This window comes from Paenibacillus sp. GM1FR (assembly GCF_002803315.1).
In the GTDB taxonomy this organism is placed as follows: Bacteria; Bacillota; Bacilli; order Paenibacillales; family Paenibacillaceae; genus Paenibacillus; species Paenibacillus amylolyticus.
Genome location: NZ_MKZL01000044.1, coordinates 250,838 through 274,842, shown reverse-complemented (window position 1 = coordinate 274,842; position 24,005 = coordinate 250,838). Strand labels below are relative to the sequence as shown.

21 protein-coding genes are annotated in these 24,005 nt (G+C 44.7%); 9 read left to right on the top strand and 12 right to left on the bottom strand.

The window, feature by feature from the left end; all coding sequences use genetic code 11:
- Positions 1-68 precede the first annotated feature (68 nt).
- Positions 69-545 carry a hypothetical protein gene (locus tag PAEAM_RS23600; protein ID WP_100529187.1) on the bottom strand — a complete coding sequence of 159 codons (477 nt, stop codon included), beginning with the start codon at positions 543-545 and terminating at the stop codon, positions 69-71.
- Positions 546-744: 199 nt separating this feature from the next.
- On the opposite strand from PAEAM_RS23600, the gene PAEAM_RS23595 reads away from it, so the two are divergent.
- The 7 genes from PAEAM_RS23595 (at position 745) to PAEAM_RS23565 (ending at position 7,377) form a co-directional block, all read left to right on the top strand.
- Positions 745-2,445 carry a PucR family transcriptional regulator gene (locus PAEAM_RS23595; protein WP_100529186.1) on the top strand — a complete coding sequence of 567 codons (1,701 nt, stop codon included), beginning with the start codon at positions 745-747 and terminating at the stop codon, positions 2,443-2,445.
- A 241-nt stretch (positions 2,446-2,686) separates the two neighbouring features.
- Positions 2,687-3,463, top strand: a complete 777-nt coding sequence (locus PAEAM_RS23590) for an ABC transporter ATP-binding protein (protein WP_036617567.1) — start codon at positions 2,687-2,689, stop codon at positions 3,461-3,463.
- Entirely contained in the window at positions 3,463-4,335 is an 873-nt protein-coding gene (locus tag PAEAM_RS23585) for an ABC transporter permease (RefSeq protein ID WP_076319947.1), read from the top strand. Before PAEAM_RS23590 ends, PAEAM_RS23585 begins: the two co-directional genes overlap by 1 nt.
- 34 nt (positions 4,336-4,369) lie before the next feature.
- Positions 4,370-5,401, top strand: a complete 1,032-nt coding sequence (locus PAEAM_RS23580; protein WP_100529185.1) for an ABC transporter substrate-binding protein — start codon at positions 4,370-4,372, stop codon at positions 5,399-5,401.
- 11 nt (positions 5,402-5,412) lie between these two features.
- Positions 5,413-5,598 carry a hypothetical protein gene (locus PAEAM_RS23575; protein ID WP_100529184.1) on the top strand — a complete coding sequence of 62 codons (186 nt, stop codon included), beginning with the start codon at positions 5,413-5,415 and terminating at the stop codon, positions 5,596-5,598.
- The gene (locus PAEAM_RS23570) at positions 5,595-6,971 is read left to right on the top strand and encodes an amidase (protein ID WP_100529183.1); all 1,377 of its coding nucleotides are present in this window, start codon (positions 5,595-5,597) and stop codon (positions 6,969-6,971) included. Before PAEAM_RS23575 ends, PAEAM_RS23570 begins: the two co-directional genes overlap by 4 nt.
- A gap of 19 nt (positions 6,972-6,990) precedes the next feature.
- On the top strand, positions 6,991-7,377 hold the full coding sequence (locus PAEAM_RS23565; RefSeq protein WP_100529182.1) for a RidA family protein: 387 nt from the start codon (positions 6,991-6,993) through the stop codon (positions 7,375-7,377).
- Between the two features lie 99 nt (positions 7,378-7,476).
- Here PAEAM_RS23565 and PAEAM_RS23560 read toward each other — a convergent pair whose 3' ends face one another.
- Positions 7,477-9,534, bottom strand: a complete 2,058-nt coding sequence (locus PAEAM_RS23560; protein ID WP_165790035.1) for a methyl-accepting chemotaxis protein — start codon at positions 9,532-9,534, stop codon at positions 7,477-7,479.
- Between the two features lie 275 nt (positions 9,535-9,809).
- Between PAEAM_RS23560 and PAEAM_RS23555 the strand changes: the two genes are divergently transcribed.
- Entirely contained in the window at positions 9,810-10,235 is a 426-nt protein-coding gene (locus PAEAM_RS23555) for a hypothetical protein (RefSeq protein WP_100529180.1), read from the top strand.
- A gap of 154 nt (positions 10,236-10,389) precedes the next feature.
- Here PAEAM_RS23555 and PAEAM_RS23550 read toward each other — a convergent pair whose 3' ends face one another.
- From PAEAM_RS23550 to PAEAM_RS23530, 5 genes are all read right to left on the bottom strand, one after another.
- Complete coding sequence (locus PAEAM_RS23550; protein WP_074096076.1) at positions 10,390-11,553, bottom strand: iron-containing alcohol dehydrogenase; 1,164 nt, start codon at positions 11,551-11,553, stop codon at positions 10,390-10,392.
- A gap of 263 nt (positions 11,554-11,816) precedes the next feature.
- Positions 11,817-12,695 (bottom strand): amidohydrolase family protein, encoded by an 879-nt coding sequence (locus PAEAM_RS23545; RefSeq protein ID WP_100529179.1) that lies wholly within the window; start codon positions 12,693-12,695, stop codon positions 11,817-11,819.
- Positions 12,682-15,849 (bottom strand): GNAT family N-acetyltransferase, encoded by a 3,168-nt coding sequence (locus PAEAM_RS23540; protein ID WP_100529178.1) that lies wholly within the window; start codon positions 15,847-15,849, stop codon positions 12,682-12,684. The genes PAEAM_RS23545 and PAEAM_RS23540 overlap by 14 nt, the downstream gene beginning before the upstream one ends.
- Before the next feature lie 298 nt (positions 15,850-16,147).
- Positions 16,148-16,483, bottom strand: coding sequence for a type II toxin-antitoxin system PemK/MazF family toxin (locus PAEAM_RS23535; RefSeq protein WP_076252839.1), 336 nt, complete (start codon positions 16,481-16,483; stop codon positions 16,148-16,150).
- Positions 16,480-16,782 carry an AbrB/MazE/SpoVT family DNA-binding domain-containing protein gene (locus PAEAM_RS23530; protein WP_051449997.1) on the bottom strand — a complete coding sequence of 101 codons (303 nt, stop codon included), beginning with the start codon at positions 16,780-16,782 and terminating at the stop codon, positions 16,480-16,482. The genes PAEAM_RS23535 and PAEAM_RS23530 overlap by 4 nt, the downstream gene beginning before the upstream one ends.
- Before the next feature lie 339 nt (positions 16,783-17,121).
- On the opposite strand from PAEAM_RS23530, the gene PAEAM_RS23525 reads away from it, so the two are divergent.
- A complete protein-coding gene (locus PAEAM_RS23525; RefSeq protein WP_100529177.1) occupies positions 17,122-17,727 on the top strand; it encodes a DedA family protein in 606 nt (201 codons plus the stop codon).
- Between the two features lie 198 nt (positions 17,728-17,925).
- On the opposite strand, the gene PAEAM_RS23520 is transcribed toward PAEAM_RS23525, so the two are convergent.
- The 5 genes from PAEAM_RS23520 to PAEAM_RS23500 all read right to left on the bottom strand — a co-directional run bounded on the left by PAEAM_RS23520 (position 17,926) and on the right by PAEAM_RS23500 (position 23,710).
- Complete coding sequence (locus PAEAM_RS23520; RefSeq protein WP_100529263.1) at positions 17,926-19,125, bottom strand: MFS transporter; 1,200 nt, start codon at positions 19,123-19,125, stop codon at positions 17,926-17,928.
- A 355-nt stretch (positions 19,126-19,480) separates the two neighbouring features.
- The gene (locus PAEAM_RS23515; RefSeq protein ID WP_100529176.1) at positions 19,481-20,518 is read right to left on the bottom strand and encodes an ROK family protein; all 1,038 of its coding nucleotides are present in this window, start codon (positions 20,516-20,518) and stop codon (positions 19,481-19,483) included.
- A gap of 198 nt (positions 20,519-20,716) precedes the next feature.
- Positions 20,717-20,986, bottom strand: coding sequence for a hypothetical protein (locus PAEAM_RS23510; RefSeq protein WP_100529175.1), 270 nt, complete (start codon positions 20,984-20,986; stop codon positions 20,717-20,719).
- Between the two features lie 106 nt (positions 20,987-21,092).
- Complete coding sequence (locus PAEAM_RS23505; protein ID WP_100529174.1) at positions 21,093-22,400, bottom strand: reverse transcriptase domain-containing protein; 1,308 nt, start codon at positions 22,398-22,400, stop codon at positions 21,093-21,095.
- Positions 22,401-22,828: 428 nt separating this feature from the next.
- Positions 22,829-23,710, bottom strand: a complete 882-nt coding sequence (locus tag PAEAM_RS23500) for a hypothetical protein (RefSeq protein ID WP_100529173.1) — start codon at positions 23,708-23,710, stop codon at positions 22,829-22,831.
- Positions 23,711-24,005: the final 295 nt, after the last annotated feature.

The window sequence follows — 24,005 nt, the reverse complement described above, 5'->3', positions numbered from 1 at the left end:
GCTACACCGCCTTTCCGAGCTTAATTTCTGATAAATTTATTCCTCGGAATCGCTTTTCAAAATCACAACTAATGATCTGTATACTGCCAAGCGTGAATCGGTGTACCTTTAGTGACTTCACCTGTCACCGTATTGATTTCGAGTGGCTCTACTAAAACCTTCCATCCATTTTCACTTTTGAAAATTTTATATGGAAGTGGTGGTGACTGTTCGTAGCCTTGCCCTGCATACTTTTGAACTACATAAAGTTGAACTTCATCCGTGTTGATTTGTCTGGTTTCCACAATTTCATACCCTGTAGTTGGATTGGTTTTAAAATCCTTCACATATCCTTCTTCACGACTTTTCTCATCCAAATAATTTGTATCTTTAGAATAGAACATCATTCCTTCTACATCCCTAGCAATGTAAGCCTGAAAGTACTCCGTTGCTGCTTCCATCGGAGTTTGGGCTACGACTCTTTCCGCAGTAGTAGTCGATGCTACTAAAATAGAACCAGCAACAACACCAGCAAGTAAAAGCGATACTATTCTTTTTCCTTTCATGGATTGAGGACTCCTTTTTTTTGTGAGAGAGTTGGTAATAGCGATCAAACTTTCTTTAGATCTATTTAGTATAACGCATTGAATTATTGGAAAGTTTTTATATTTATGAGAAATTTGTTTACATCTATCTTTTAGCCTCTTTATCCAAACTCTTCTTTACGCCTACCTCACTTAATGTTAGATTTTATAACATATCATTATGAAAGCGAGTGGGTTGAAGATGGATCTGCAACAGTTATTGACTATCCCCATTCTCTCCAAAGCAAAGGTTATTGCCGGACATCGCGGCCTTAATCGCTTGGTGCAATCAATTAATATTATGGATGCCCCAGATATTGTACAATTCCTGAAGCCAGGAGATATGCTGCTGACCAACGGTTATATCCTGAAGGACCGCCCTGATGCGCATCTTGCATTCATTACAGACATGCATGCAATTGGTTGTGCAGCGCTTGCTGTCAAGACACAGCGTTTCTCTCTTGAATTATCTCCGCAACTGCTTGCAACGGCCGACAGGTTGGGCTTCCCGATCATCGAGCTGTCTGAGATAGACAATACACTCGGTGAGATATTTCAACATTCGATCAGTGCCATCCTTCAGAACAAAACCCATGAGCTCCACTACGCCTTGTCTATTCACAAGCAATTTTCCACGATGGTGATGCAGGGAAAAGGCATACCATCCATCGTAGATACGTTGTCTCAGTTGCTATCCTCACCTGTACTTCTGCTTGGTTCGAAGAAGCAGATTACGGCAAGCTCCCATGATGCACAACAGATGGATCACCAGTCTCTCGCCGCGCCCTTACTGACTTTTATAGATGAGCACCCTTCCTTCCATACCGCAATCTCGATCTGCCTGCTTACTGCTGATAAATATCGACATGCCGAGCTTCATCCCATCTTCACGGATCGGCACGAGGGTTATTTGATCGCACTATACGACAGTTCCGCAAGCTCTAAGCTCTCCACTCTAGCACTGGAACAAGCGGTCAATGTGATCGGTCTGGAGTTAACCAAGAAGCAAGCCGTCAAGGAGCGCTCCCGCCGTTACAAAAATGAATATTTCTCCGATCTCATTCAAGGCTTCATTCGTTCGGAACAAGAAGCGCTGCACCGCGGCAAAAAATATGGGCTGCAAGCCAAAGGAAGTTCTGTTCTGATCATCGCCAAAAAGGATGAATCCTTAGCGGGCATACCTAAGCAGAACTCTACTCCCTCTGGGGAAGAGCGATTCATCTCGGAACGAGACGCTAATTATGAGCTGATTAAACAGGAATTCGCCAGATTGGATCTCTCCTTTGTCATGTTCACTAAGAACGACCAGTTCGGCATACTCGTTTTTTTGGCTGAATCGTCTTGGGACGAACACACCGTTGTTCAGCAGCTTGAGCGGATGGCGATCAATCTGTATACAGAGTCGCAGCTCAGCCTATCCTTCGGCATAGGTAATTCCTACACGAATGTATTGGATATTGGACTCTCCTACAAAGAAGCAGTCAAGGCGCTCCAATCCGGTTATCAGATGCGAAAGACCCGCTTCGCTCATTCCTATCAAACCATGGATATAAGCCGTCTGTTGCGCATGATTCCCCACGATGAGATGCTGCAGTTCCATCAAGAAACCTTTAAGCCCTTCAACGACCGAGATCCAAACGAGCGCAGCGAACTGATGAAAACCTTGTCCTCCTTCTATGAGAATCATTGCCAGATCGTCGATACAGCGAAAGAGCTCTTTGTACATCGCAATACAGTGATCTATAGGTTGGAGAAATGCGAGAAACTAACCGGCAGGAACATTAAGGACCCAATGGAGAGCCTTCGCTTCCGACTTGCCTTCGCACTTGAGTCCCTTTTGAATGTTAATCCAGCTCCTAGTGAAGCTAATCATACGTCTTAAATCGAGAACGTGTCATGTATAATGACACGTTCTTTTGTTTTCTTTTTATATTCAATTCACGTTCAATCTTCATTTGTGCATTTTAACTGATTTAATTCTATTTTTATGTTCAGAGTAACTAATGACAATGATGCAAACAGTCTATATGATTAGGAATATATTCATTAATGTCATGTTAATTAACATCGAATTACATCGAGAAACGAAAAAACATCAGGCTGTTGGAAAGGGGCTACCTATCATGGCTATACAGATACAAGGCGTATCCAAATCATTTGTCAGTGCAACCGGAGAAGATATTCAGGTCCTGGCTGAGGTTTCGATGCAAATCAAGAAACAGGAGTTCTTCAGTATCGTGGGACCGAGCGGTTGTGGCAAAAGTACGATTTTCAATATTATCGCAGGTCTGCTTAAGCCAACAAATGGCAAGGTTATCGTCTGTGGCGAAGAGATCGATCAGACCACCGGGCATGTCGGTTATATGATGCAGAAGGACCTGTTACTTCCTTGGAGAAGCATCCTGGACAATGTCACGTTAGGCTTGGAAGTGAAGGGCATGTCCAAAAAGGATCGCGGCGATATTGCCATGGATTATCTGGATCGTTATGGCCTGGCCTCATTCGCAGAAGCCTATCCCTCCACACTATCAGGCGGTATGCGCCAACGTGTAGCCCTCATACGTACCCTCGTTACCCAGCCCGATATTATATTACTGGACGAACCCTTCTCCGCACTTGATTATCAGACCCGACTCATTCTGGAAGATGAAATCTTGTCCATTCTCAAATCCGAGGGCAAGACAGGCGTTCTGATCACGCATGACATTGAGGAGGCCATCGCCATCTCCGACCGTATTGCCGTTATGAGTAAACGACCAACAACCGTGAAACAGGTGTATGACATTGGTCTCGCCTCGCAATATGGCTCAGCACTGAAAGCCCGCTCTGACCAGAAGTTCAAGCAGTATTTTGAATCGATCTGGTCAGAGCTTGATATCCAAATGGGGAGGATCAGCTAATGAAGAGCACATCACCTGAAGTTACCCTTGCCGGAAAGCCTGCTGGAGTTACGAAGAGCAAGAGCAAACGCAGACAGTCCACCTTCTCCAAAGAATGGCTGATGACGATGCTGTGGCGGTTCATTATTGTAGCGGTCATCCTGGTGATCTGGGAATCCGCTGTTCGTTTGGAGCTGGTTAACGGATTCCTCATGGGATCGCCAAGCGCCATTCTTGATGCCGCCATCACCATGGCTAGCTCAGGGCAACTGCTTACAGACGCGTTCGCGACGGTGAATGCCACCGTTATCGGATTCGTAGTCGGAAGCTTAATCGGCTCATTGGCAGGACTGCTCATGTGGTATTCCAAGTCCGTTGCCCGTGTGCTCGATCCATTCATTGTAGCCATGAACGGCATCCCGAAGATTGCCCTAGCTCCTATGATTATCATCTGGTTTGGTTCAGGCATCTTCTCCAAGATTGCTCTGGCCTCCGTAGCAACATTTATCGTAGCGCTATTATCCGCCTACCAAGCGACTCATCAAATCGACGAATCCCAGATTAATCTGATGAAATCCTTCGGTGCAAAGAAATCACAAATTTTCCGCAAAATTATCGTCCCTTCCTCTCTGCCATGGATCATCTCAGCCTTCCGGATCAATATCGGTTTGGCATTGGTGTCTGTCGTAGGTGGAGAATTCATCTCTTCAGATAAAGGACTTGGACACATGGTATTCGTCGAAGGTAACCTGTTCAACCTTCCGGCCGTATGGGTCGGCGTGTTCATGCTTATGCTGGTCGCCATGCTCCTCTACACCTGTGTCGGTTATATTGAATCCCGTCTCCTTCCATGGAATGACAACAAGACCAGCAGCAAATCCACATCTGTATAGCTGACCTACAACGATTAAAGGGGACTGATGACTAATGCGTACATTCAAAAAGATAGCTTTTCTAGCAACCATGACGGTTATATTGACTTCACTGCTCAGTGCATGCGGCAGCAATGCCACAACTCCTGCGAGTGGCTCAGGTGCATCTGATAGCGGGGGGCAAGCAAATACGCAGGTAGACAAAATTATGGTCTCCGAGGTGTATCACAACCTGCTCTACCTTCCCTTGTATGTAGCGAACAACCAAGGTTTTCTAGAGGAGAATCGCATTGAGCTATCTTCCATCCGTGCTGCCGGAAGTGGCCCAACAGCATTGTCTTCGGTGATCTCAGGCGAGTCTGCATTCTCCTTCCACGGTCCTGAGCATGTCGCATTTGCTAATGCAAAGGGCGGAGATGCTCGCTCACTGGTCCTTCTATCCGGCAGTGCTCCAGTATGGGCAGTTGCGCGAGAAGGTGTAACCGTGAACTCGACAACGGATTTCAAAGGTAAAACCATCGTTGTGGGCTTGGCACCTACAAGCTCGAACAGCTTACTGCGGAAACTATTCGCTGACAATAACATTGATATCGACAAGGATGTGACGATCACTGAGGTTCAGAATGGCTCCGAGCTTGGTGCTGTATTAGCCGGCAAAGCCGATATTGCCATCGTTTACGAGCCGCAGCTGGATCAAGGCATTGCTGAGGGACTGCATATTGTCCATGATTTTACGAAGGATTATCCTGACTTCGCCTTTGCAACGATGAATACAACTGCAAGCTTCATTGAAAAGAATCCTGATCTCACCCAGCGCTTTGTCACCTCTATTGAGCAAGCCCTGGACTACATTCAATCGAATCCTGAAGGCGCAAAAGCAGTTGCCGTGAAGGAATTTCCGAATCTGGACAAAAACGTCGTGGAGCAAGCGGTACAACGCATGATCGACAGCAAGGTATATCCTGCGGAGGGACTTATCAATGAATCAGCATTCCAGACCGCAATCGATATGCAACGCTTTATCGGCAATCTGAAGGAAGACCTCGCTTACGAGGAGATTATCGATTCAAGCTTCACCACCAAATAGAGAGAGAAAGGGTGATTACTCTGAACCAGGACGACTATCTCACACACCGCCGTACAGAAAGCGCCAAATATGCGGACGGAGTTATTACAAGCGAGGAGCTTGCCCTATTTACAGCAGACTTGGAGCTGATTCGAAACTTCAAGTTGCCAGAAGAAGTAGGTCCCAATCCCCCGCATAGGAGGGTGCCTCTGCGATGATTACGAAACCACTTAACGAGCTGACGATTGCTGAAGCCGCAACACTGATTAAAAATAAGTTGATATCTCCTGTCGAGCTTACAAAATCCTATTTGAATCGCATTGAGAAAGTAGAGCCTTCTGTGCAGGCCTTCATTACAGTCACCGCCGAACAGGCTTTGCAGGCCGCAAGAGTGTCTGAACAGAAACTGATGAATGGCGAATATCTCGGTCCTCTGCACGGCATTCCCTATGGAGCCAAAGACATTGTCCATATCGCCGGCATACGCACCTCGGCCGGATCAAGTACCTTTCCAGACTTCGTACCCGGAACGAATGCTACTGTGATTAATAAATTGACAGCTGCAGGCGCTATCCTACTCGGCAAGACAACAACGACGGAATACGCCTTTCAGGGAGGAGAACCGCCAACCCGCAACCCATGGAATTTAGAACATACCCCGGGCGGTTCCAGCTCCGGCTCTGCCGCTGCAGTAGCGGCTGGCATGGCTTCCTTCACACTCGGGACACAGACTTTCGGCTCTCTGCTTAGACCCGCAGCATACAACGGATTAACCTGTATGAAACCCACTTACGGCAGGGTTAGCCGTAATGGTGTCATCACAGCCAGTTGGAGCCTGGATCATATTGGCGCCTTCACTCGATCCGCACAAGATAACGCAATCGTTCTGGAAGCGATGGCCGGGCAAGATGAGCTGGACTCCTTCACGCTTCCTTATGGCAAGCCAGACTTAACAAGTGCTCTTGAGCATCCTATTTCAGGAATGGTAATCGGGCTACCGAGCAGCTTCTTCCAGACTGATGAACCGGCGATCTTGTTAGCGGTGGAGTCGGCAATCGCTGTGCTTGAGAAGCTGGGCATGCAATGGAAGAAAGTTGACCTGCCTTCTTATATGGAAGAAACCATTGCTGCTCATCGTACGGTTATGCGGGCAGAGGCTGCCGCCTTCCATCAGGAACGCTTCGCGGAAGCCTCTGATCGTTACGGCCACACGATGCGGGAGCAACTTGAACTCGGTTACCAGACGAGTGCCGTTGATTATTTGCAGGCACAACGCATCCGAACGATATTCCGGAGCGAGATGATGTTGTTGTTCGATGAAGTGGATGTGTTATTGACTCCATCAACACCCTATGTGGCCCCATATGGCTACAAGACGGGGAGCCCGATTTTTAACGGACCGTTTACTAATACAGGACTACCTTCCATCACCGTTCCCATCGGGTTTGATACCACCTCAGGGAAGCCATTGCCTATCGGCATGCAGCTTGCTGGTCCACTCATGCGAGAAGACAGCTTGTTATCCATCACTCATCATTATCAACAGGCTACGAACTGGCATCAGTTAACACCAAATATACACACTCATTAGGAAAGGAATGACAGCTACGATGTCTACCATCATACATGCAAGTGCAGCACCCAAGTTCCCGCTTCCTTTCTCCCATGCTGTCCGCGCAGGAGATTTGGTCTACGTAGCAGGTCAGGTAGGTGTCGATCCACAGACGCTTGAGCCTATCGGCGGCATTAAGGAGCAGACGGAGCAGTGCATTCGTAATATTGAGGTGATCCTTCAAGAAGCCGGACTTACACTCGATCATATTGTGAAGGTAACCACTCATCTGGCCCGAGTCGAGGATCAGCCCGAATACAACGAAGTGTATGCGCGAATGATTAAACAACCCTATCCCGCCCGTATTACCGTATTTAGCGGGTTAGGCCCTTATTTAATTGAAATGGAAGTGCTAGCGTATGCACCTTCCATTCGAGGAGAGTAACACATCACCAAAGAGCACCTGTAGCCATAGATGGGTACAGGTGCTCTTTGTGTCTAGAAACCCTGTTCTCTTTTGATAAACGGGTTTCTTTTCGTATTCCTATTTTGTTTTGAAGCGAGATGCTTCTTCGGCAAGTTGTTTGGTCAGTCCATCGATTCTCTGCACCATATCTGTCAAATGTTCCGTCATGCCGGACTGTTCCTGCATTGTTGCTGTGACTTCCTCAACAGAAGCCGACACCTCTTCACCGGAAGCGGACAAGTTCTGTGCAGCTCCAATGACGCCATCCTTATCACGTTCAATGGATTCGATCTCCGTGGCAATAGCCTGAACCTGGCTCATCATCTCATTCATATTCTCGGTGACAAAATTGAATGTCTCCTTCGTCTGGCTAACGCTGCTCTTATGCTGTTCCGCAATCGCTTCAATAGCCTGAACACTCCGGTTATTCTGCTCCACGTGATCAATGGTCTGCATCACAATTCGGTTGATATCCTCCGATTGAGCTGTCGTCTGCTCTGCCAGCTTGCGGATCTCAGAAGCAACGACTGCGAAGCCACGTCCCTGATCACCAGCTCTCGCCGCCTCGATTGAAGCATTCAACGCAAGTAATTTCGTCTGATTTGCGATCTCGGCAATCGTACCTGTAATCTGGTGAATGCCCGAGGAGCTTTCGGCGAGTTGCACTGTAATTTTGGAGATGTTACCAACTTCAATCTCGTTCTGTCCGTTCACCGCAATGAGTGCATCAATAACTTCATGATTATTTTGGAATGCATCCGTAATTTCATCTGCCTTGAACTTCACTGCTTGCGACATTCCATTCACGTTGGCAATCTTGTTACCCACATTCATGAATTTGTCCACAATGGCTTCCGTATCGTTCGCCTGGGACTCCATCGCTCGTGAAATCTCAAATGCTGTTGTCGTTGTTTCGGCAATCGTGGTTGAGGTTTGCTGAGTGGACTGTTCCAGCTCGGATGTACTTGTTTTCAGGATGCCGATGGAATGGTTCATGCTGGAGATCAGCTGTTTATTGCCTGCTGCCATGGTATTGAAGCTGTCCACCAATTGTTTGAATTCTCCACTATATTTACCTTGAGCCTGCACCGTCAGATCGCCGCCCGCAAGCTGTCGGAACAACACAGTTAGTCTTGTAATTGGTCTGGTTACCAGCAAAGAGATCAGAATACCCGCTACGATAGAAACCGCAATAGCACTAAACAGAACAATATACATCTGTTTTGCCATCGCACGCAAAGGCTTCTGCACATCGCTCAGTTTATCTTCAACAACGACGGTCCAGTCGGATCTTGGGATTTTGGAGTAATACGCCACTTTCTCATCTGTGCTAATATCCCCTTGCTGTAGTTCAGCTACAGGAGCAAGATCTATCAATGATTGGTATTCGCCGGACTCCATCTTCTGGCCTGCCAACTTCTCATCCGCTGAATCGTAGATGACCGTACCTACACGGTCCAGAATGATCACTTTTCCCTCATCATTAATATTGATATTTTGTAGCTGATTAACGAAGAACGAGGTGGATGCCGCTGATACGAGCACTCCCTGTACTTCTTGATTCTCATTGTAGATTGGCATGGCAAAAGCCGTACCAAGTTGTCCTGAGGACTTGGCTACAATCCCTTCACTAATCACATTTTTACCCTGAATCGCTTCTTGGAAATATGCCCGATCTCCGCGTTCTGCCTTGATAACTGCCGGATCATTCGCTGCAATAATAATGCCATTCCGATCCAACAAAATCAGACTGTTGTTCCCTTCCATACCTGCCAGACTGTCCGCGAGAATACCACTCGCCTTATCCAGCAGCTCATTGTTTTCCGAGAAAAAGTTCTCCCCTTCCTGCCCATCCGTATTCCGAATCTCTAGCAGATCCTGGAAGGTACGATGTGTTGTGATCAAAAATGTGGATTGTTCTTCCAAACTTAATGAGGCATGTAGGCCTGCACCAATCCGGTCAGAGGTTGCCTGAATTTCATCTTTGCTTTTGTCGAGTGTGATGACAGCCGCTACAGTGTAGGATACCACTGCAGTTACCGCCAGTACGATACACACCAGCAGACTGATCATAAGTGGCAGTTTGACTCTGAACGACATGTTGCGCATGCGTTCTCTTGCCTTGCTAAATACCATGATTACATTCACCATCCATTTTCATTTTCATCATTATGAAGTCCAATTCTATGTATCTACTTTATATCGGTCGATATCAAATAATCTGTAAGCTGTTTCGCCAGTTATTCTAGGTCAAAGGCCACTGCAAACGATTGGAAAATGAAGACTTTGGGTTAATACAAAATATGACATCAACATCGTATAATATATAAAATACATATCGTGCAGGAAGAGGGACACCGCATTGAATCCGAAAATGCCTACTTTATTAAATGTCGAATAGGAGAAGTGACATGGTAAAAACAGCATTACCCACGCTATTAAATGTCGTGCGCATTTTATTGAGTGTAAAACTGATCTACGTGATTGTGTCCTTTATCGTGTTCCTCATTGACTTCAACCAGAACATGGAGGCCTATCTGGGTTTCTTACGCAAAGGAGATGATCTGGCATACGCCTCTGGCGTAATCTTAGCCAGAATGTTGTTTATCATCGGTCCCAGCCTGCTCGCTGTTATATTCATCACCAAAAGAAAGTTCAAGCTCACCGTGACGTTTCTGAGTCTGGCGCTATTCGTTTCCATTCCAAATGAGAGTAACCTGTTCACCCTGATTCATCTCTTCGCCCTGCTCATCGTGCTCTTGCATCGTCCAAGCAAAATGTATCTGAAACGAAAGGATACCCCTGTCAATGAAGCCGTAGTTGAACCGAAGGATTAATTCGAAAAGGGGATCACATGACATTGAAGTCCAGAAAAAAGGTAGAGCGCTCAAGATATGATGTCATAATAAAAAAACAAGGACGTTCCTTAGTATTAAAGGAAGGTCCTTGTTTAATGTGGCTCACTATTCAAAGTGATTGTAAGATTTACAATTACAGTGCAGCTTGATAGATTTGTACTACATCTTCACGCTGCAAGTTTTTGAAGAATCCGAATGGACCGAACCGCATCGCTTTATCAGCCATCACATCAATCTGGCTATCGTCAATGTCATAGTCAGCCAGACGGCTAGGGGCACCAATTGAAGTCCAGAATGTACGCAGCGCTTCAATGCCTTCTTCAGCCACTTGTTTGTCCGACTTTCCAGTAGGATTAATATCAAATACATTAACAGCCATACGTTTGAATCGATCTACATCCACATCCAGATTATGTTTCATCCAGTGCGGGAAGAGGATTGCAAGGCCACCCCCATGAGGAATGTCATACACAGCCGACACGGCATGTTCAATATTGTGAGAAGCCCAATCTCCGGCAAGACCCATATTCAGGACATCGTTAAGCGCCATTGTTCCACAGTAGAGAATGGTTTCGCGCAGTTCATAGTTTTCTGGATCTTTAATCAGACGAGGGGCCGTATCAATGACGGTACGAAGAATCGTCTCACAGAATCCAAGCTGAACCGGTGTATTGGTATCCAGATGAAAATAATGTTCAAACACATGAGACATCATGTCCACCATGCCGTATACAGTCTGATCCAGTGGTACGGTGTATGTGTACTCCGGATCGAGAATGGAGAACGCCGGGAAAGAATACTCGCTGAACCATGCCCATTTTTCCTGCGTGTCCTGATTGGTTATTACTGAACCGTTGTTCATCTCGGAACCCGTCGCTGCCATCGTTAGAATTGTACCTAGTGGAAGTCCGCCTTCCGGGGTTGCTTCGCGCACAACAACATCCCACATGTCTCCATCGTATTTGGCTCCTACCGCGATGGCTTTCCCACAGTCAAGTACACTGCCGCCGCCAACCGCAAGAACCAGATCAATGTTATGTGTTCTGCATAGTTCTACACCCTTATGAACCGTAGACAGACGAGGGTTCGGTTCCACACCGGCCAGTTCCGTAACCTCTGCTCCGATTTCATTCAACTGGCTGATTACCTGATCGTACAGCCCGCTACGTTTGATGCTTCCACCACCATATACAAGCAAAATGCGTTTTCCGTATTTTGGAACTTCGGTTTGTAGTGCTTGAAGTTGCCCTTTGCCAAAAATCAGCCGGGTCGGATTATAAAACTGAAAAGATCTCATAACGTGTGTTCCTCCAAAGAAGTCTGAAATTTTGTGCATCCACCATTATAGTTCTCTTTATTCGTAAAAACAAATACAGGCAAGAAGGAGATAACAGATGAGTATGGAGTCTGTCATGGCTAAACACTGTTTTTCTGGACAAAAAAGCTCCTGCCAGCAAAGTGGCAGGAGCTTACAACACAGGGATTCAGCATGACCATCGCATGCTTCCATAACAGGATGGTCTACATCCCCTCAGATATTAAGAATTCGGTACTTAGGTTCTACCCCAGATCGGCAATCCGCTGTCCAATACGCGGAAACAGCCCGAAGGCATTCTCGTAAAAGACTTTATCATGATGCTGTTCCGGTACAAGTCGGCGGACAAATTCGGCATACAGATCGATGGGCGCAAGCGGCCAGTCGGTGCCAAACAGCATTTTCTCGTAATGATCCGAATAGACCAAGGCCCGGCGGAAATGATCCATGAACAAAGGCTCGTTCATGAACCGTTCAAAATGGGGCCGATCCCCCACCACAAGACCAGACAAATCCGCATACACGTTAGGATTCTTCGCCACCACTTCAGCTGCATCCATCACCCAGGGATCACCCAGATGACAGATCATGAAGTTCACACCACGCTGCTGCAAGGCTAATTCATCCACCGTCAGTGGATGCGAGTACTTAAGCAACCCGTTCATGGAGTACGTGTCACCCGTATGAATCACGACAGGTAGGTTGTACTTGGCTGCGAGTTCATAGACCGGGGTATAGATTTTGTCATACACATAGTGATGATAGTATCCCGCATAGAGTTTGATTCCGGCTACTTCAGGGGATTGCAGTCTAGCTTCAATCCGGTCCAGCTCGTCCTGAGCGTGTTTACCGTCTAACGCATTAGGATTGATCCCCGCACATTCCATGAGGAATGACGGAACCTTCTCTTCCAGATCAAGTCCCATCGGGTTAGGGGAACTGGAATCCGGGAACGCTCCCTTCGTCTGCTCCGTAACCCCCATTCCGATACCCATAATGACGTCGTTTTTATCAAACTCCGCTTTAAGACCAGCGGTTGAGTAATCCACTTTCGATAGATCGATCGCTGTTCGGTGAAAGCTGTCGATGTCCGACAGATGAATGTGAATATCAATGATCGGCATGTGAAGCCTCCTTTTCATCGGTAGAAGTTGCAAAATTAAGTTTGAGAAGGTCATGCACATCCGGTGAACTTAGCGGGATTGGCCCCAGAACCAGATATGTCGGCTCCGTCCAGACCGTCTCCCCGTGCTGGATTGTCAGATGATGATGAACGTTTAGACCCGTCACCTGATTATTGGCAAACCCCCATGCACTCTGATTCGGGTAACGATGGACCGCATGCAGCATGTTTTCACGCGAAACCGATCCTACTCGCAAAAGATCTTCAAGTGGCAGGCCCACATCCACCTTGCCCAGCGGGAATCGATCTTTACCCGGTTGCTCTATCCAACCTTCCGCAAATACAGATGAAGGCTGGAGGAAACGTTCCTCCGCAATCGAGTAATCCGTCAGCGTCAGGCCGCTTTCGTTGGTCACGGCAAGCAGCGTGCATAGCACAGGAACACCCGGGAGCATCAGATAATGCTGGTGGATCGTGATTCCACGATTCGCTTCATGCTTTTCAATCCGGGTGGTCAGCTTTATACCCTTCCAGACGTTGCCGTATTGATCCTTCTGCTCTGTCCAGGAAGCGACTCTTTGTTCCAACTGGCGGCTGAAACCATTCATGCCTGGAACCCCCACACCCAGTCCGCCGTACCACGGATTCCACCACGAGCGTGGAGCCGGTTCAGGGTACGAGCTATCCAGCCATTCTTCTCCTGCAACTTTCAGAGAGTGTACTACACTCCCGAATTCAGGAGCAACGGCGATCGACAACACTCCATTATCTACGGTGTACAACGGTCCAGATGAACCTTCTTCAATCTTCTGTTTCACCTCTGTTCCGCTCTGCGGGAACCAAAGGGCAGTTCGCTCCTGAATCCGATCTTCACCCCGATATAGCCCACGAACTTTCCAACCACTCACGTGCTGGTCTCGGTCCGCTTCGTCTGGTGAGAATGTCAGCTTGGCTGAGTTTAGATTCTGCTCCGGATTGAATTCCTTAACATTTGCCATAACCTCCGGTTTGCCACCCTGCTGCACATATAGCTCCAGCTTGCCCGCAAGCGGAACCAGTTTGTGTTCAGTCAACGTTGCTTGCAGCACGTCTGGTGCAAATGGATTCCCCTCATTCAGTGTCAGATCCAGATGACTGTCCAGCAACGGAATGACCGGGTTACGCTCCTTCCGTGCAAACGCACGGAAATCATACCATTTGGCAAACGTGTTCAAAGCATATACAGTTGCTTTGGTCCGTACAACGGCTCCTGCGGCAATACGGCCAAGCTCATGCTGCAACCCCAGCGTGTATTCCGGGCGAAGCAGCTTCAGAGAAGGGTCCCAATAGATACCGCTGGCACCATACTCTTCTTTGCAGAACAGCCAGTTCTCCGTAATCTGTGAGCTATTCCAATGGCTCGGATCGCCAGCGTAAGAATCCCCCATATCCACAAAACGACCTTGGTAAGGGAGGATTAGCTGGTTTCCGTAGAAACCGAAGTTATTCATCAGAAACAGGTCTTCTTCCCAGGCGGTGTCTCGTGTATTTTCAACCTCTTGGTGGAATTCGGCGACTCCATTCGCAGACAGCTTGACCACGGACTTAATCTGCAAGCCAGGGAAATCCTCCGAGTCATACAGTGCTTCAAGAACCTGACGTTCCCCTTCGGGATAAATATTCACTTCTTTTGCTTGTTTCTTGGATAACTCTTCGGCAAACGGCTTACCCAGCTTCGGATAAGTCCACCAGAACGAATGACGGGAGCCCGGGTATTCAATCCACATAACATTATCATGCTTGTTCATATGGAGCGAGAATGCGCCATTCACAGCCACCCATTGATCCTCAATCTGCCCGCCATATTTCCCTTCGATTCCCTTCATCAGTACAGAAAGTTTACTTGTAAAAGAGATCGCATGGTTCCCCACTGGGACAGCCGTCACTTCAACTTCTTGGGAATAGAGACCATACGAACGCAAGGTGAAGGGCACTGGCACAGACATCTTACCTTTGGCAGGCACCGTAAAGCGCACCGAACGCTCCGCCCATTCCAGGAATTCATCCTCAGGCAGGTTCAAGCTAAACTCCGTTTCGGCATCCACATTATTTTCCACGTTCAGAACCAACTCCGCTGGAATACCTGGATAGAGCTCCTTTACCGGCAAGATAGTCTTGATCTTGGCCGGGAATTTCGGGGCAATACCTAACCTGAACTCCGCTTTCTTACCGCCGATCAACCATGTGCTGGCAACCACGGGGTGGGTCTTATTGTTATTCTGTTCCTCTGTAATTGGATCAAGGTGGAACTCACCTTCCACGATGATGGTTTCTCCCGGAGCGACTGCTCGTGCAACGTCCAGCGCAAATCGAATGTTTTTGTTATCCTCACCATTGATCTCAATCGCAAGTTCGGACGCAGAAGTGTTCTTAATGCGATAGCGAACCTTATAGCTGGAACCGAATACCAGATCATGATCGTCAACCTCTGTTGAGATCTCGTAATCCGGTGTTTCGAGGGCAGTCAGCCCGCGACCCGACTTTTCAAATTCAGCCCGCAGGGAGATATCTCCCTTTTTCCACGTGTAGTCAAAGAAATCAAAACCACGCTCCCGTCGGCCATCCGGCTCGACCACGAGTTCACGCGTGCTGTCTGCATACCAATCCAACTCCTCGAAATATGGAGCAAGTGCTTCGGTCTGCAAAATGGTAGGGATGAAATTCATCAGATGTACATTATCATCTTTTTTCTCCCAGAAGAATCCACATTTCTTGTACATCGGTACAGCCTTTGTATTCCCTGCCCATGTGAACAGATCCAGGCGGGGCCATCCGGCCTCTACGGTCTTGCGCACAGCATTCAGGATCAGATTACGTCCAACCTTATAACCGTGATAGTCGGGGCGTACGTTAAGCAACGGTACATATAGGGCTCTCTCGTCATAGCGGTAATGAGCAAAACTGCAGAAGCCAACAACCTCTTTCTCATGAACGGCTAGAAACACATAAAGATTGGACGAACTCTCCATCTCCCGGCGAACTGTTTCCTCTGTTCTAAGGTTGGTGCCCCCTCCCCAGCTTTCATTACTACGGTTCCACATATCCGCGAGTGCGGCAGCGTAAGAGGGGTCGTATTCAATAATATGGATTTGATCAATAATCGAAGTTACTGTCATATTTGGATCTCCTTATCTTTATCTATAGGATGGTCTTTGTGAACTTTCGATATGGCCTTTGCCCGATAGCCGCAGAGATAATACAGGCCATGTTTGAAGAAGCTAGCGATAGTCTTATCATACTATAAATGGAAGCATTTTCAGAGAATTAAAAATCTTTCTTTCCAACTTATATGTGCCTTTCGGAAGCTCTTGTTAGAAGCGTCAAGGATGGACGAATCTATTTAGGCATGAAAGAAAAAATCCACGTCTTTAGTTAGACGTGGATTTAGGAATATGATCAGCTACTAATTTTCAATTATGCCAATATAGAACGGACATTGCGTAGAACTGATTTCATAAATTCAGAGGTTGGTTCGGCATGCCCCGCAATTTGGATACGTCGTTGCCGCACATCAAGACTCTTCAACTGATCCGTCAAAACAACACCTGAAAATGGCAGCTCTTCTGGTAGTGTAACTTCAAAAGGATAATCCTTGGCTTGGCTCGTTATGAGACATACAACGGCAAAACCCGTTATTTCATTGAATTCAAGTTCCGATAGAACAATAGCCGGTCGTCTCCCGGCTTGCTCGTGACCCGCTTGAGGATCAAAGTCAAGCCATATCAGATCGCCTCGTTTGGGAATAATCAAAGTAACTCGTTCCCTTCAGTACCAAAGTCTATTTCTTCATGTCTTGTATCCCGTTTCACTTTAGAGAGCAAAGTCTTTAGATGGTTACGTAGTTCCTCATTGGACTCTACAGGCTTGGTTTTTGGACGCAACAACAATTCATTATCTTCTGTCACCAAAATCTCGATTTCCGAGCCTTCTTCCAGATTAAGTCGCTTAAGCAATTGGTTAGGAATGCGAATTGCACTGCTATTTCCCCATTTGCTAAGTGTGGCTGTAGTCATGGCAATCCCACGCCTTTCGTTTGATTGATGCTCCAATTATACCTCACCTCCCTACAGTTGTATATCTATATGATATACATGAAACAATAAAAGGATACATTGTATTCAACCATAAAATAATGATTGTACAGCCTATGATTATGAATAGATATACCATTGGTATAAAGCAAAATAAGCATATCATTGCCTGGTATCCACTTCTGTATGAAGTGTCAATGAATCCATGCAACCCTTATGTACGGGTAAACATATTGCCGCAGTATGTCCTGAAATGGATATTCATGTGAACTTTGACAAGCTCTATTCGCTATTGTTACTCTTTGTACAGGAGTGTTTCTTTTATATATAAAAAAGATAGATTCATGGAGGGAAAGCATGACAGAATGGATCACGCAATTTATACTCTTTTTTAAAGATTTGTCATACGCAGGTCTCGTTATTGCCTTGTCGTTTGAATTCGTACCTGCAGAACTTGTGCTGCCCATGGCTGGATATTGGGTGTATCTTGGGGATATGAAGCTTTGGCTGGCTATACTCGCTGGTACCGTAGGTGGTACGTTTGGACCTCTGACGTTATATGCCCTGGGACGATACGGTGGCAGACCGATGGTCGAAAAATTCGGCAAGTATTTCTTGATTCGCCCCCACCATCTGGACGCTTCCGATAAGTTCTTCGAGAAGTATGGCAGCGGGGTAGCTTTCTATGGACGTTTTGTCCCCGGCATTCGGACTGTGATCTCCATCCCTTGTGGAATGGCGAAGATGAATGTGTTTAAATTCAGTATCTTTACATTCTTAGCCATGCTTCCAATCACATCATTGTACATCTACTTAGGATTCAAACTAGGCTCTCAATGGGAGCACGTGGACGAGATTGTTAAACCTTATATCGTTCCGGCAGCGGTGGTTTTCTTAGGTGCTTTTGGATTTTATGTGCTTTTGAAACGTTGGAAAAGAAGAACGGCTTTGAACAAGTCATAGGTTTGCCTGAGGAAATGCGGGCTGTATAGTAGAGTAGCTGGTATATGATGAAAAAAATCCTTACTCTACATGGCCTGTGGTTATGATTTGTTAAGTTACTAGTGATAGATGATATACCGTACTAATCTACTCGTAAATTCACATGCAAAGCCCCACCGATCATAGCGATCAGTGGGGCTTTATCGTTTCAATTGATTTCTATATCAGTTCCTGTCGTCTTTTCAAATACACATACAACACTACTCCCGATGCCGCACAGATCACAGCACATAAACCGATGAATCCATATCCCGCCTGAAGTCCGCGCAGCAGCCCCAACTGAGTCGTTGAACCGTACAGATTCTTCACACCCTCAATCACCCAGCCAATCACATAGTTACCAATGACACTACCAACCCCCATCAAGGTAACCGTGAACGTAATCGCGGTGTCACTGCCGTTTGGATATCTGCGTGCGATAAACGCCATAACTGTTGGATAGATCATTGCTATGCCCGCGCCAGATATTGCAAAGAAAATCGCAAGACGCTCTCCCCCTGCAAGCGCCACGAACGTACATACTCCCGAGAAAGCCGAGAACATAATCAGCGACAATACAAATCCGATCCGGTCCGTCAATGGTCCAAGCAGCAGTCGTCCCAGCGAGAACGTGAGGAAGAACGCAGATAATAACCCGGAGGCTTTGACCGTGTCCCACGTGTAGGCTTTTTCCAGGAAATTAACCAACCAACCCCCAACCGCCAGCTCCGATACCACGCCAAAAGAAAGAATGAGCACCATCAGCCAAAGGGCAGGATCACGTGTTAACGTCTTCAGTGAAGTCCGATCTTCATGAGGAAGATCGTCCCCCGGGAATTTGCTGCGCAGCGCCGCAATGATCGGCAGCAGACAGAGTGACAACATCACCAGATACATGCCGCGCCAGTCCAGTTCGTGACCAAACACGCTCAACGACATGACACCCGTCGCTAGCAAAGGAGCCACCGTTGAACTCAGTCCATAGAAGAAATGGGACAGGTTCATCATCGTACCTGTGTTTTTCACAAAGATCCGCGCACCCAGAATCGCCAAAGCAATCTCCAGCATGCCGTTACCGATGTACATGAAGAAGTATGATGAAGCAAAGAGTGGATAAGTATGAGACACATAAATGAACACACCCGAGAGGATCATCGATGCAAACGAAATGATGCTAACCGCCTTGATGCCCCATTTGCGAACCAGAATAGCTGTGAAGGAGCAGGCGATCAGGTAACCCAGTGCGTTCAGGGATAATAACGTCCCGAGTTGTTTCTCATCCAGATTAAAATCGAATTGAATGCGCGGAATGGCCGGCCCCTTAATATTTTCCGATATCCCGAATACGATAAATCCCAGAAAGATCGTTGCCAGCTGCATGGCGTACAGCTTGTTGAACTTTCGTTTGTTGCCTTGTGTACCTGCTTGCTGATTCAAAATAAGTTCCTCCATTGTGTCTAGAAAAATGAATTTAATTCATGACTATAAGTTCAACCTGAGATGATATACAGAGACACTACGCTGACAGAATAACCTTCCGATCGCTGTTATCCCCAGATTTTTTTCATCCCTTTTCTTAAGGGGAAAATCCGGTGATAAAGGCGAACGCTTCGCTTCTTCAAGTTCTTTCTGTCCTCTCCGTTACGGTATATAAGTAATTAGTTGAATCATATAGAAAGAATTGAAATGGATTATTGCTCAAATAAACAAATCTCTCTTTAAGTTCACTGTTCTTTTACCACTGCTTCTCAACCACCTGAATGCGGTAGGTCAGGCTCTCCAGCGTCACCGCGACTAGCCCCGTCACATATTCGCGCCGTGTATCTCTTTGGATGATCAACTCCGGCATATGCTCCTGTGGGATCAGGTGATCCAGAAAGCCTTGTAACAGGTCATTCCGCATAGCCGGGTCCATAGTATCGCCCGTAACGACAATCGCTGCCGGGTTGATAATCGCAATGATGGAAATCAGCGTCTTTGTGACGAGTTCCTGCAACCCTTCCGTCGTTTTCAACATTCGCAACTGTTCTTCTCGTGACACGCCAAAAGGTAAGAAGGACACCTCGCCCCCAAATTGCGTATTCCCGGTCAGCGGACGACCATCAATGATAAAACCTGCACCCGGAAAATGGTTCTCCGGAAACGTAACTACCGCAAAGTTCTTCTCTTCCTCAAATTGCTGCTGGTTGTAAAGTCCGTAAACGGTCAAGTTCATGTCGTTGCCAATGACCACTTCCACGTCTTCATATTGCTCCTTAAGCCTTGGGCCGAGTGGCTGATACATTAGCTCCGGTACGTCACAGATCCCAATAACGCCGTTGTGCGCCACCCCAGGTATACCAATACCAATCGCCTGCACATTGTGGTGTTGTTCGATCAGGTTTGAAATTAGATCCTCTAGCACCGGGACATTAATCTCATCCAAAAATAGTGTCTGTTCGTCCGCCATCTCTCCGTTCAGATTGGCATATGTATGTGTGATCGAGTGAACGCCGCCCTCCGTTCGAATAATCAGGCACATTACACTAGCGTAGTCTGCATTGAATTGATACCGACTCGCAGGTCTTCCACCACTCGATTCGTCTGGACCCAGATCGATAATCTCACCAGTTTGGAGCAATTCATTAAGGATCGTACCGCATGTCGCCACGCTAAGTTTGGTCAGGTTTGCAATGGAAGCCTTCGTACCTATGCCCATGGATCGGAGTGTATTCTTCACAAGTTCAACGTTAATGCGCTTCACCTGTTGGGTGTTGTGTGATGTGGGTAACATGGTAAGTTATATGCCTCCTTTCGTTCATTTCGAACCATTCAATGAATGTTTTTAAAAGTGTTTTAATAATTGAAGTTTAGGGGGATTTTTTGGGAAAGTCAATGCTTAATTCAGAGCGAAAACGTTTGGATGGACAGACAAAAAGACAGTTCAAGATCCTCTTGTGTGATCCTGCACTGTCCTTTAGTTAAGGTGGTTTTATGTAGACTGACTCATTTGATTTGCCAAGATGCTCTTCTCCAGTCGGACTTTAAATAGCTTTCGATTCAAATCCTGTTCCATGGAATGAAGGTGATATGCAGCCTGTGTCACCGTATCCATGTGCAGCACCCCTGCTCGCTTGGCGATGATGTCCATGGCGTCCAGGATGAGTTTGTTACATGTGACCAGTTGGTCGACGTAATCGTCTTCGCGTTCAATGAGTTGTGCGTACTGCGAAGCGAGGTCTTCGCTGTTGGTACTTGTCATGTCACCACTCCTTTGTTAAGGAGAGATTAACACATCGACAGAGTGAATGTGGTACTTAAAGACGTACCACTAAGTAATAAGAAAAAAATCGCTGTTACTCTCAGTTTCATTTTATTTTATTTATTTGTTTTCTTATTTTTTGCATATGTCTTCTCTTCACTGTTCCTATGTTTTTCTCATCTTTAAAGATTTTTTCAGCTCTTTTTACATATGATATAAAATTCCCTTTTTCAATTTCAGAACCCTTAATTGAATATATTTTATATAAATTTTCGAAACTCACTTTATTTCCTTTTTTGGTTAAACCACTATTAGCAATTATATTATTTAACTTTTTATACATTCTATAATAATATTTAGAAATCGTCTTGTCTTTTAAAGCAACATTATTGCCATCAAAAGAAAAGCCCAAATAATTCATAATATTGCTTCCATTCTTAACATTGTCTAATACTTTTTCATTAGAGCTTATCAATTTACCTTTATCAAATTCAAAGATTTGTGTTTTATCTGGTTCTAAGTCAACATTAGGAGTATCAATAATGATTGAATTAATAAATTGGAATTTCTTTTGAAATCCATTCAAATCTTCTTTAGGAAGTATAACTATAAAATCATCGCTATACCTCATGTATAACCCCTTATTGTTTATGACAAAATCATTAATTGATTTATCAAAATCTAACATATATATATTTGAAAGAACTGCACTTATTGCAGATCCCTGTGGTATTCCATAATCATTGGGATTAGCTTCTGCATATTTTTTTACTAACTTTTTAAATTCGTTTGGTGGGATAGCATACTCCAATTTATTGAAGGCACTCATGTCATTTTTCAAACCGTTTAGTTCAAGGAGGATTTTAAGATCCCACTTTGAGTATTTTGTTATATTCTTATAAACCGCATAATAATCTTCTGGCAATCTCTCTACTTCTAATAAACTACATATCATTTGTTTTAAATATAAGTGATCTAAGCTGTCAAAAAACTTAGTGAAATCACCTATAATTACATAACATTCTTTTTGGCTTTTGATAAAATCAATAGCTCTCTTAGCAAAGTGAATATTATTTTTATGCATATTATTCCTATAAGCTATTGCCACACCATCAGTATTATCAAGTTTTACTCTTGCATTATATAACTGATTTAATTTAAATCCGTAGTATTGATATATGTATCGATCCCTATGTCCGGAGTAATAAATTTCACGATACTTTTTTAACTTACCTTTCCTTTTATTAAATTTATGAAAGATAATCGTATAGTGTATAAATGGATAAAATCCATGTTTCGCTACTTTTTCAGGATTACTTATATAGCTCCAGACTCTGTTTAAAGAAATCTTTGAATCAAAGTGTGCATAATTTCTTCTGTGTTTATTTTTTTCCTTCCATTCCCGAAGTTCCACTCAAATCCTCCTTAAAAAGCGTAATACCTGCCAACACGGGGGGTAGTATCCCTTAGATGGCAGGTATAGCTTAAAAACTTGTATTTAGTTGCGATAATTAAATGAGTGCACGCTAAATCCAACTACCCAAATTATCCCGAATTAGCAACTATGATATAATAGTTAAGGAGGGATGCTCAGTGACCAAGATTGTACTCTGGTTAATTACATTCATGATTACCGATCAGCTATCAACTGAGAACAGTTTCTTATTATTCTTTCAAGAATTGTTCATAAACAGATTGATAACAATCTCCAACCTTCATATCTAAAATATGAAGTAAAGAAATTATAGCATATTTTGATATATTTTCAAGCTATATGTTGAAATTTGTAAAACGCAAAATTTTAGTTATATGTAGCAATTACTTATACTAGTTTTCCTAGCACTAGAAGTAGTCATCAATATTACTTAAGCTATAATATTCTTTGGTTAACCTTGCTCTAATTGTTGAAGCAGGTAAATTGTTTTGTATAATTTCCCTTTCAAATGATTCAAGCCATCCAATTTTCATCCTCTTTGAGAATATTACGAATAAAAATTGAATCATAAAAGTAATCAACACTAAAATGAAGCCATATAAATTCAGCTTGAGGTCTAACTCAGTAAGATTATCCATTAAGAATCGGTACAGAAAAGGAATTATCGATAAGAGTAATAATACAATTTTATTTTTGGAATACTTCCTCACATCAACATTTTCTAACTGTTCTTTCTCTTTACTCATACACTTTGCTTCTTCCTCAGAAATGGAAGCTTTTTCGTTAATGAATTTTATCAATTTATTCCAAACTTTTGGTAACCATTCAGATGAAGTGTATACTATCCCGAATAAATTCCAAAAATGTCTATGTATAAATGGTATTATTAAAATAATATAAATTGGATACATAATTGAAACAGCTACGTTCATTAAAAGACTCATTACTACTAGTATAAACTCAAAATCCCGCAGAATTATTTGACTATCAACCATGGTTCTCCTTCCAGACAATTCTCTAAAAGCTCCAATCTTTGTTTGCCTGAACCTAGAATTAAATATATCAAACAGAGCAATGGCAAGATTTAAAAAAAGTACATAATTAAGGAGTGTATATGACAAGTTAGCTCGTATTAAATTTAAACCAGGGAAAAGAAAATAACTTAATGTTGCAATAGTTACGAAAAGCACCCAATTACTAAGCCCCATTGATGCTATCTTCTGTCTTTCTCTATCCTGCAGTTTACCTACATGATCCAACATTTCCTTTTGTGTAAAGTACTCTCTCATTCCTCTCACCTCTACGTTTCTTAAATCAAAAGCTTAAACACATGCATCTAATTCCCCGAAATATAAATAACGAATTCGGAGAGTTATTATTCTATCTATCAGTCACGTTCGCACAGTATTCTTCATTCACAGCATAACATATATCCTCTAAAGCGTTGTAGTTTGTTAACTGCAATTCATCAGCCATTTGACAATCCCCTCAAAGAAGCCTTTCCTAATAACGAATCATTCATTCACTAATAAGGAGTCGTTCACGATGGTGCAAGCCAAGAAAGACGAGGTCAGGAAAGAGATT

What these genes read in the sequence shown, in the direction of transcription:
- PAEAM_RS23600 (WP_100529187.1), bottom strand. Translation starts at nt 545, where the DNA reads ATGAAAGGAAAAAGAATAGTATCGCTTTTACTTGCTGGTGTTGTTGCT.
- PAEAM_RS23595 (WP_100529186.1), top strand. Translation starts at nt 745, where the DNA reads ATGAAAGCGAGTGGGTTGAAGATGGATCTGCAACAGTTATTGACTATC.
- PAEAM_RS23590 (WP_036617567.1), top strand. Translation starts at nt 2,687, where the DNA reads ATGGCTATACAGATACAAGGCGTATCCAAATCATTTGTCAGTGCAACC.
- PAEAM_RS23585 (WP_076319947.1), top strand. Translation starts at nt 3,463, where the DNA reads ATGAAGAGCACATCACCTGAAGTTACCCTTGCCGGAAAGCCTGCTGGA.
- PAEAM_RS23580 (WP_100529185.1), top strand. Translation starts at nt 4,370, where the DNA reads ATGCGTACATTCAAAAAGATAGCTTTTCTAGCAACCATGACGGTTATA.
- PAEAM_RS23570 (WP_100529183.1), top strand. Translation starts at nt 5,595, where the DNA reads ATGATTACGAAACCACTTAACGAGCTGACGATTGCTGAAGCCGCAACA.
- PAEAM_RS23565 (WP_100529182.1), top strand. Translation starts at nt 6,991, where the DNA reads ATGTCTACCATCATACATGCAAGTGCAGCACCCAAGTTCCCGCTTCCT.
- PAEAM_RS23560 (WP_165790035.1), bottom strand. Translation starts at nt 9,534, where the DNA reads ATGGTATTTAGCAAGGCAAGAGAACGCATGCGCAACATGTCGTTCAGA.
- PAEAM_RS23555 (WP_100529180.1), top strand. Translation starts at nt 9,810, where the DNA reads ATGGTAAAAACAGCATTACCCACGCTATTAAATGTCGTGCGCATTTTA.
- PAEAM_RS23550 (WP_074096076.1), bottom strand. Translation starts at nt 11,553, where the DNA reads ATGAGATCTTTTCAGTTTTATAATCCGACCCGGCTGATTTTTGGCAAA.
- PAEAM_RS23545 (WP_100529179.1), bottom strand. Translation starts at nt 12,695, where the DNA reads ATGCCGATCATTGATATTCACATTCATCTGTCGGACATCGACAGCTTT.
- PAEAM_RS23540 (WP_100529178.1), bottom strand. Translation starts at nt 15,849, where the DNA reads ATGACAGTAACTTCGATTATTGATCAAATCCATATTATTGAATACGAC.
- PAEAM_RS23525 (WP_100529177.1), top strand. Translation starts at nt 17,122, where the DNA reads ATGACAGAATGGATCACGCAATTTATACTCTTTTTTAAAGATTTGTCA.
- PAEAM_RS23520 (WP_100529263.1), bottom strand. Translation starts at nt 19,125, where the DNA reads ATGCAGCTGGCAACGATCTTTCTGGGATTTATCGTATTCGGGATATCG.
- PAEAM_RS23515 (WP_100529176.1), bottom strand. Translation starts at nt 20,518, where the DNA reads ATGTTACCCACATCACACAACACCCAACAGGTGAAGCGCATTAACGTT.
- PAEAM_RS23510 (WP_100529175.1), bottom strand. Translation starts at nt 20,986, where the DNA reads ATGACAAGTACCAACAGCGAAGACCTCGCTTCGCAGTACGCACAACTC.
- PAEAM_RS23500 (WP_100529173.1), bottom strand. Translation starts at nt 23,710, where the DNA reads ATGAGAGAGTACTTTACACAAAAGGAAATGTTGGATCATGTAGGTAAA.